Annotated in this window: 12 protein-coding genes; 6 read left to right on the top strand and 6 right to left on the bottom strand. The window is 69.4% G+C overall.

Features of this window, described 5'->3' with window-relative positions:
* Window positions 1-54: 54 nt before the first annotated feature.
* Together VGD85_RS02515 and VGD85_RS02510 are read left to right on the top strand one after the other, a co-directional pair.
* Window positions 55-618 (top strand): hypothetical protein, encoded by a 564-nt coding sequence (locus VGD85_RS02515; RefSeq protein WP_331061871.1) that lies wholly within the window; start codon window positions 55-57, stop codon window positions 616-618.
* A complete protein-coding gene (locus VGD85_RS02510; RefSeq protein WP_331061870.1) occupies window positions 612-1,523 on the top strand; it encodes a hypothetical protein in 912 nt (303 codons plus the stop codon). Before VGD85_RS02515 ends, VGD85_RS02510 begins: the two co-directional genes overlap by 7 nt.
* A gap of 496 nt (window positions 1,524-2,019) precedes the next feature.
* Here the strand turns inward: VGD85_RS02510 and VGD85_RS02505 are convergent, their stop codons facing one another.
* The 6 genes from VGD85_RS02505 to VGD85_RS02480 form a co-directional block, all read right to left on the bottom strand.
* Complete coding sequence (locus VGD85_RS02505) at window positions 2,020-2,355, bottom strand: YnfA family protein (protein WP_331061869.1); 336 nt, start codon at window positions 2,353-2,355, stop codon at window positions 2,020-2,022.
* A gap of 63 nt (window positions 2,356-2,418) precedes the next feature.
* Window positions 2,419-2,700, bottom strand: a complete 282-nt coding sequence (locus tag VGD85_RS02500) for a hypothetical protein (protein WP_331061868.1) — start codon at window positions 2,698-2,700, stop codon at window positions 2,419-2,421.
* Window positions 2,697-3,134, bottom strand: coding sequence for a MerR family transcriptional regulator (locus VGD85_RS02495; protein WP_331061867.1), 438 nt, complete (start codon window positions 3,132-3,134; stop codon window positions 2,697-2,699). The genes VGD85_RS02500 and VGD85_RS02495 overlap by 4 nt, the downstream gene beginning before the upstream one ends.
* Window positions 3,131-3,481 carry a hypothetical protein gene (locus VGD85_RS02490; RefSeq protein ID WP_331061866.1) on the bottom strand — a complete coding sequence of 117 codons (351 nt, stop codon included), beginning with the start codon at window positions 3,479-3,481 and terminating at the stop codon, window positions 3,131-3,133. Before VGD85_RS02490 ends, VGD85_RS02495 begins: the two co-directional genes overlap by 4 nt.
* 92 nt (window positions 3,482-3,573) lie before the next feature.
* On the bottom strand, window positions 3,574-3,909 hold the full coding sequence (locus tag VGD85_RS02485) for a TSUP family transporter (RefSeq protein WP_331061872.1): 336 nt from the start codon (window positions 3,907-3,909) through the stop codon (window positions 3,574-3,576).
* Window positions 3,910-3,914: 5 nt separating this feature from the next.
* On the bottom strand, window positions 3,915-4,382 hold the full coding sequence (locus VGD85_RS02480; protein ID WP_331061865.1) for a TSUP family transporter: 468 nt from the start codon (window positions 4,380-4,382) through the stop codon (window positions 3,915-3,917).
* A gap of 376 nt (window positions 4,383-4,758) precedes the next feature.
* On the opposite strand from VGD85_RS02480, the gene VGD85_RS02475 reads away from it, so the two are divergent.
* Genes VGD85_RS02475 through VGD85_RS02460 form a run of 4 tightly spaced genes read left to right on the top strand, consistent with a single transcriptional unit; the run spans window position 4,759 to window position 7,169 of the window.
* On the top strand, window positions 4,759-5,724 hold the full coding sequence (locus VGD85_RS02475) for a hypothetical protein (protein ID WP_331061864.1): 966 nt from the start codon (window positions 4,759-4,761) through the stop codon (window positions 5,722-5,724).
* Window positions 5,725-5,773: 49 nt separating this feature from the next.
* The gene (locus tag VGD85_RS02470; RefSeq protein WP_331061863.1) at window positions 5,774-5,992 is read left to right on the top strand and encodes a hypothetical protein; all 219 of its coding nucleotides are present in this window, start codon (window positions 5,774-5,776) and stop codon (window positions 5,990-5,992) included.
* On the top strand, window positions 5,989-6,837 hold the full coding sequence (locus VGD85_RS02465) for a hypothetical protein (protein WP_331061862.1): 849 nt from the start codon (window positions 5,989-5,991) through the stop codon (window positions 6,835-6,837). Before VGD85_RS02470 ends, VGD85_RS02465 begins: the two co-directional genes overlap by 4 nt.
* A 47-nt stretch (window positions 6,838-6,884) precedes the next feature.
* Window positions 6,885-7,169: a hypothetical protein gene (locus tag VGD85_RS02460; protein ID WP_246056794.1), complete on the top strand. Its 285-nt coding sequence runs from the start codon at window positions 6,885-6,887 to the stop codon at window positions 7,167-7,169.
* The last annotated feature ends 52 nt before the right edge of the window (window positions 7,170-7,221 follow it).

Genomic DNA, 7,221 nt, shown 5'->3' with positions numbered 1-7,221 from the left:
CGACGTCAGCCAGCGGTCAGTCATGGCGTCGCCCACCACAGGAGGAGACACCACATGAGGAAGCACCACTCCGCACTCGGGGGAGTGGCCCTCGCCCTCGCCCTGACCCTGACGGGCTGCGGCGGCGACGACACCGAGCCCACAGTCCAGGAGACCCCGAGCCAGTCCCCCTCGCCGACACCCACCAGCACGCCGACTCCGAAGACACCGGAGGAGAAGGCGGCGGCCCAGCTGACGAAGTACCTCGAGGTGAGGGACCTGGCCCACCGCAAGCGGACGATCGACTTCAAGACCCTCAACCCGGTCGCGACGGGTGAAGAGTTTCTTGAGCTGCAGGAAGCGGTCGTCGACATGAAGATTGCCGACGTCACGAAGACCGGCAGCTACGTCCACACGCTCGGGGAGCCGCGAAACCGCGGCGGCTCGATCGAGATCACGGACTGCGAGGACCGTTCAGGAGTAACCGTGAAGGTGAAGGGCAAGGTGCGGACGCCCGACTACACCTCTCCTGACGGCAACCCTCTCCGCAACCCAGCGCCCGTCAAGTACACCCTCGTCAAGGACAAGGGCGCGTGGAAGGTGACCGAATCTGACCTCCTGTGGGAGGAGTCATGCTGAGGCGCATCATCGCTCTGCTGGCGGTGCTCGGCGCGTCGTTCGTGGTCGTGGTCGCAGTGGCACCCTCGGCCAACGCTGATGGCTGCGACGTCGACGAGGAGACGGGCGAGGTCGTCTGTGAGGACGAGGATGATGGTGGCGGCCAGGGCGGCAACGGCGGTGACGGGGACGACACCGGCGGCTCCTCCACCTGCAACTACAACGGGAGAGAGATTCCGTGCACCGGCCCCGGAGGGTCGGTGTGGAGCAGCCTTCACGAGTGCTGGATCGGACCTTCGGCTGGTGAGCTGGGCGAAGATCTTCAGCCGCCCGCGGGCCAGACGAACGAAGACGGCGCCTGGCACGTCTGCTACTTCCCGCCGCCCGGATCGTCCTGGGAGTACACGTGGGTGCAGACCGGCGAAGAAGTCACCATCGACCCTGTGGTGCTCGCCCAGCGCGCGATCGCCTCGATGGACCTGGATCCCATCCAGATCGGCATCGTCCCCGAATCGGGTCCGGACCGGGTTGGCCTTGTCGGGCTGCCGGTGTGGATGTGGGTCGACAGCCCGACGGACGACACATTCGGTCCGATCACTGCGTCGGCCAGCGAGGGGTCGGTGTCGGTCAGTGCCACCGCCAGCGTCTCCAGCATCGTCTGGGACATGGGTGACGGGACCACGGTGACCTGCACAGGCAAGGGCACCCCGTACGCCGACCACTACGGCAAGCAGGACTCGCCGACATGTGGGCACCGCTACGAGAAGATGTCGACGGACCAGCCCGATGGGGCCTACCAGGTCACCGCCACGAGCCACTGGGTCGTCGAGTGGGCCGGCGGAGGTCAGTCCGGAACCATCGAGTTCGACCTGACCACCGACGCGCTGCCGATCCGCATCGGTGAGGCCCAGGTGCTGACGCAGTGAGTGGCCGGTAGCCACTCAGCGACCACAGGAGACAGGTCCCCGTCCTCGGAGCAGGACGGGGACCTGTTCTCGTTCTATGGGGCCTCGGATCGAGCCCGGCCGGCGGCGAGTATCCGGCCTGCGCGGGCCACCTTTGCGAAGGGGAAAGCCCCAGGCGTCTCGGGTCACCTGGGGCTTCGGCGCCTAGTAGAGCACGGCCGATCGAGCAACGCAGGAGATCCAGAAACTCACGGCGGCCGGGTCGGGGAGATGAAGCTGCGCCGGCGCCGGACCGGCGCCGCGTCGAATGCCGTCCGGGGCCGCTCGACCGCGCATGATGTCGAGATGCACGCAAGATTGGACGTTCGCCAGTGCTGAACGTTGCACGAATCGACCTGAGGGGCGGACGGCGTACAAAGTCGCCGACTGGCGGTTGGCCCGGTTCAGTCAGCGTGGAGCCAGACGTGGGACGTTGATGGGGCAGGGTAGGTCCGGCGCGGCCGGGAGCGGCGGCGCGTCAGGCGTCCCGGGGCGCGTACATGATGATGGCCACGCCGAGAAGGCAGACGAGGGCGCCGGCGATGTCCCACCGGTCGGGCTTGAACCCGTCGAGGGCCATGCCCCAGGCCAGGGACCCGGCGACGAACACCCCGCCGTAGGCGGCCAGGATGCGTCCGAAGTGGGCGTCGGGCTGCAGCGTCGCGACGAAACCGTAGAGGCCGAGTGCGATGATGCCGGCGCCAATCCAGGCCAGGCCCTTCTGCTCCCGGACGCCCTGCCAGACCAGCCAGGCGCCGCCGATCTCAGCGATCGCGGCGACGACGAACAGCGTGATCGATCGCAGTATGTCCATGAGGGCGATCCTGTCAGTCAGTGCCCCATCCGGTCGGAGCCGATGGGTGGGGGCGAGCCGACATCACGCGTCGGTCCCGGATCGCGTCGTGGTCAGCTCGATGTCCACCGGTCCGGTCGCAACTTCGCAGGTTGCTCGCCGGCGCCGGCGCCGCTGGTTCCACACCGCGAGCGCGGCGGCGGCCGCGACGACCAGGCCGAAGACGGCGCCGGCGAAGACGAAGGTCGCGACCGTGGCTGCGGCGCCGGCGATCCCGAGCAGGGTGAGGATCGGTGCGGCGCAACAGACTGCGCAGGCCGCCGCCCCGGCGCCGTAGAGGTGACGGTCCTTGAGGGAGAGGTTCACGGCTTGCTCGTCTCGGGGTGGGTCGCGATCTGGACGAAGGGGATCGGGCAGCAGTCCGACTCGGCGCACTGGATCAGGTCGTCACAGCCGGCGTCACGCGCGGCGAGCAGGCTGTCCCGGATCACTTGCAGGTCGGCGATCTTCTGGTCGACCTCAGCGAGCTTGGCCTCGGTGCGGGACTGCAGGCCGCCGGCAGCACCGTGGTGGTGGCGACCGGCTTCGAGGAGCTCGGCGACCTCGTCGAGAGTGAACCCGAGCCGCTGTGCGGCCTTGATGACCCGCAGGGTCGTCACGGTTGCATCCGAGTAGAGGCGGTGGCCGCCCAGGCTGCGGTCGGGTTCGGGGATGATCCCGCGTCGCTCGTAATAGCGCAGCGTTTCCACATTGACCCCGGCCGCGTCGGCGACCTGCCCGGCGCGCAGACCGGTGCTCACGAGGCGGCTCCTGCTCGGGACTCGGCGCGGGCGCCGAACGCTTCAAGCACGGCCTGGTGCGTCGGCGCGGTCTCGACTGCCAGCGACACCTGGCCGTCGGCGATGGCGAGCTGGAAGGAGAAGAACGAGCAGCAGCCGGTCTCCTTCACGGCGAGGTCTGCGGCGCGCGCTGTCGACGCCGGGGCCGGACGCAGCTCAAGTCGGATCCGGTTCGGCGACTCCCGGAAGACCGCGAGGACATCGTTGGCGAACAGGTCGTCGAACTCGCTCCGGCGTACTGGCTGGTCGACGGTCGGGAGGATGCAGGCTTCGGGGACCCAGTCGTCCCCGAGGAGATTCATCGTCATGCCTCGACGGTAAACCCGGACCTAGGTACGGGATGCAAGGCCCGGGTGCGAAGCCTGGTGAGCAATAGCCGGCGGGGGGTCTCCGTCATGGTTCAGTTGTCAGCGTGACGCCAGACCTTGGCGGCCGAGACGAGCAGGATGAGGGCGAGGGCTCCGATGAGGGCAGGCCCGGCGACCACGGTCAGTGCGACGACGCCGACCAACGCCCCGGTGACGGACCCGGCACCCATCAGGATGATGAACCGAGTGTTCTGACGGAGTACGGCGAAGGTGCTGTCGCGGCTGTAGCGGGCGAACGCGATGAGCATGGTCGGCAGAGAGACGAGCAGCGAGAGACTGCCTGCCAGACGAATGTCGACGCCGAAGAGAAGCACGATCGTGGGGATCAGCAGCTCGCCGCCGGCGACACCCATGAACGCGGCCACCATGCCGATCACCAGCCCGCGAACACCCCCAGCACGGCACGCGGCAGCGGATCGAGGGCGAGTGAGTGGGTGGCCGCGAGCACGACCGCGATGGCCACCAGGAGGACGGCTAGCACGCGGTGCAGGGTCCGGGAGTGCATCCGGACAGCCCAGCCGGCGGCCGCCCACGCTCCGACCAATGAGCCCGCCAATAGGTTGACGACCACCCACGAGTGGTCAGCGACATCCGCCCAGGCGACGGCGAAACCTCGGGCGGGGAGTGCGGCGATGACCACGATCAGGCTCATCGCCTTGTTCAGGATCACGGCCTGGAGGGCCGCGAATCCGAACAGCGATATCAGCAGAGGTAGCCGGAACTCAGCGCCGCCGAGGCCGATCAACCCGCCGAGGATCCCGATCGCGCATCCCGTCGCGAACGGCCAACCAACGGTCGTACGCCGATGCGTCGTCGTCCGATCCCCAGCTGCGGTAGCCACTGGACCAGTCTCCCGGTAGCCGCTGACGCCGCGCGAGCGCGTCCGAACGCGCGGTGCTGACCGGCGCTGCAGTCACCCCGACGCAGGGCGGCACTGCCTGAATCCCTACCGATTCAGTCGTGAATACATGCAAAGCACGCTGCGCAATGTTCGCTGCATCTCGACATGAGAAGGCCGCGCAAGGGTCGGCTGGGAACTCTTTCATTTTTCGGGGGGACGGGGGCGTCCCCCCGCTCTGACCTGCGCAAACGCAACGACCGTCCCCCCGTCGAGCAGGCGTCCCCCCTCGAAATCAGGGGTTTGGGGGGACGGATGCGGGGACGCCCGCTCGCGACCTTTCTGCCGTGCTCAGCCACGGACGAAAGGAGCGAGCGCGATGAGTGTGGGCGACCAGCTCGGCCTCGACGACAACAGCGAACTGCTCGACCAGGCCCGCCAGAAGTGGCCGGCCTGGGTGGCCGCCGATCAGCGCCTCGGTGTGGTCGACAATTTCGACGACCTCCGCTCCTGGCTACCGACGGTGGACCACGAAACGTCCGACCAGGTTCTCCTCGCGCTGGCCATGCTGGCGGCCCCCGACGGCGGCGACGACATCGCCGCTGCGGCCGCTCTAGCCAAGTGCCTGCTGCCCGGCGCCTGCCGGCTCGCGGGCTGGCTGAGCACCCTCCCGCCACGCGAGGTCTTCCGCGACAGCCAGCCGGTGATGGCCGGCACCTGGTCAGCAGTCGAGCGGGTCGACGAGCTCGTAGCCTCCCAGCTGTGGATCGAGGTGCGCACCTTCAAGTGGCGCCGGACCCGCAAGGTCGCGGCCAACATCTTGATCAACACCCGCGTCGGTGTCCTCCGCGAGGTCGGCGACTTCTTCTACGTCTCGCGCGCCGACCGCACCTGGGCCAACACCACCCTCGTCGAGTCCTTCTCGGCCGGCGACCTGACGAGCGTCGACGGGGGTGCCGGGTACTCGGCCGAGATGACGACCGAGCGGGTCGCCGGCGCGCTGTTCCACCGCCCCGAGATCCTCGCCGACGCCGGACCCGAGCAGGAGGAGCCGTCGGCCACCGAGGAGCTCCTGGAGCTGCTCGCGTGGGCCTGCGACCACAAGGTGATCAGCCCCGCGGACCGGTACCTGCTGCTGTGCCTGGTCGAGGAGGCCGACCGAGTCGAGACCCGCAGGCTGGCGCGCGGGTACGGCGGCCTGCTCAGCAACGAGGTGTCTAGCCGGGTCGCGCCCCGCGTCGGGGTCTCTGAGGCAACGGTCCGTCGCCACGGCTCTCGCTCCATGCGCGCCCTCGCCGCGGCCGCCCCGAGGAAGTTCGGCCATGACGAATCGGCCCGGAAGTGATCGCTCGCGCCACCCCGCGCCACATAGGCGACTGGAGGTGGTGGAGCCCATGACAAACACCCACGACGGCAAGACCCGTACGCCGGAGCAGGTCGCCGAGCTGTTCGCGATCGCCGGCCGCGAGATCGAGGCGATCGAGCAGCTGACCGGCTGCGTCGCCCAGCTGCACGAAGTCCAGGCCGCGAAGGCGCAGCTGGCGACCCTGACCCCGGCCGAGGTCCGCGCCGCGCTCGAGTTCCGCCGCGGCACTCTCGGGGAGGCCCAGTGAGTACCCACAACCCGAGCCGCCCGGTCGGCGTTGACGAGCTCAAGCGCGCCTGGCAGGCACTGAACGCCGGCGAGTTCCGCACCGGTCCCGGCGCGGGCAAGGGTCCGCGCGGCCGCGGCGCCGCCGCTGAGGACAACTGGTCGCCGGCCGACGGCGAGCACACCATCGCCGTGATCGGGTCCGCGGGCTCGGTCGGCGCGAGCACCGTCGCCCTGGCCACCGGGCTGGCGGCAGCCGCCCCGGTCCGAGTCATCGAGTGCTGCTCGGTCACCGCCTCCGGACTCGCCGCGGCGAGCACCGCCGAGCTCGGCCTGCACCCGACCGACTGGCGTCAGGGCAAGCGCGACCACGTCCTGCTCGAGCGCGCCAGCGAGGTCCTCGCCGGCGTCGACGAGGTCCCGCTGCCCACCGAGGCACAGAACCAGACCCAGCTGACCATTCTCGACATCGGCTGGGAGGCCGGCCAGCTGCTGGCCACCGACTGCTGGCTGGCCGAAGCCGTCCGCGTCGCCGACCAGATCGTCCTGGTCACCACCGCCACCGTCCCCGGGATGCGTCGCGCCGGAGTCGCCATGGACCTGCTGGCCGGCTACTGGAAGTCCGAGCAGATCGCGCTCGCAGTCCGCGGGCCCCGTCGCAAGAAGTGGCCGCGCGGCCTCGAGCACGCCGGCGGCCCCGCCGTCCGCCGCGCCCTGGACGCGGACCGGTGCGTGGAGATTCCCGAGGACCGCGAGCTCGCGGTCAAGGGCCTGGACTCCCGACCCGTCCCGGCCCCCCTGATCTCGGCAGCACGTCAGCTGCTAGAGCCCGCACATCTGCCTACCGACACCAGCGAAAGCGCCTGACCCGCCCGGGGTCAGCAACCCAGAAAGGAAGTCCACCCATGGACGTCATGACCGCAACCGCAACCACCGTGATGGCTGTCTGCCCTAAGGCGCCCCCGGGTGCTGTCGGCCCCACCAACGAGATCACCAGCTACGTGCTGTGGGGCGTCATCGTCCTGTTCGGTCTCGGCATCATCATCGCCATCGGCGCGATCATCGCCGGCCGAGTGTTCTCCCTGCCGCACGCCTCCAAGGTCGGCGTGATCTCGGTGGTGGTCGTGTTCGCCTGCGCGATCGCCTACCTGGTGCTGCCCGGGATGCTCAACGGGATCCTCGGCAAGGGCTGCATCTGATGCGGCGCGCAGCCACGAAGAAGGCAGAAGGCACCAGCGAGTGGAGCCGGCG

The sequence above is a fragment of the Nocardioides sp. genome (genome assembly GCF_036401255.1).
Taxonomy (GTDB): Bacteria; Actinomycetota; Actinomycetes; order Propionibacteriales; family Nocardioidaceae; genus Nocardioides.
The sequence above is the reverse complement of the archived record's forward strand: the minus strand, read 5'-3'. Positions and strand labels throughout refer to the sequence as shown.

Bases quoted from the DNA above. Each gene is read 5' to 3' on its own strand.
- VGD85_RS02460 (WP_246056794.1), top strand. From the start codon at position 6,885: ATGACCGCAACCGCAACCACCGTGATGGCTGTCTGCCCTAAGGCGCCC.
- VGD85_RS02485 (WP_331061872.1), bottom strand. From the start codon at position 3,909: ATGGTGGCCGCGTTCATGGGTGTCGCCGGCGGCGAGCTGCTGATCCCC.
- VGD85_RS02510 (WP_331061870.1), top strand. From the start codon at position 612: ATGCTGAGGCGCATCATCGCTCTGCTGGCGGTGCTCGGCGCGTCGTTC.
- VGD85_RS02515 (WP_331061871.1), top strand. From the start codon at position 55: ATGAGGAAGCACCACTCCGCACTCGGGGGAGTGGCCCTCGCCCTCGCC.
- VGD85_RS02505 (WP_331061869.1), bottom strand. From the start codon at position 2,355: ATGGACATACTGCGATCGATCACGCTGTTCGTCGTCGCCGCGATCGCT.
- VGD85_RS02475 (WP_331061864.1), top strand. From the start codon at position 4,759: ATGAGTGTGGGCGACCAGCTCGGCCTCGACGACAACAGCGAACTGCTC.
- VGD85_RS02490 (WP_331061866.1), bottom strand. From the start codon at position 3,481: ATGACGATGAATCTCCTCGGGGACGACTGGGTCCCCGAAGCCTGCATC.
- VGD85_RS02470 (WP_331061863.1), top strand. From the start codon at position 5,774: ATGACAAACACCCACGACGGCAAGACCCGTACGCCGGAGCAGGTCGCC.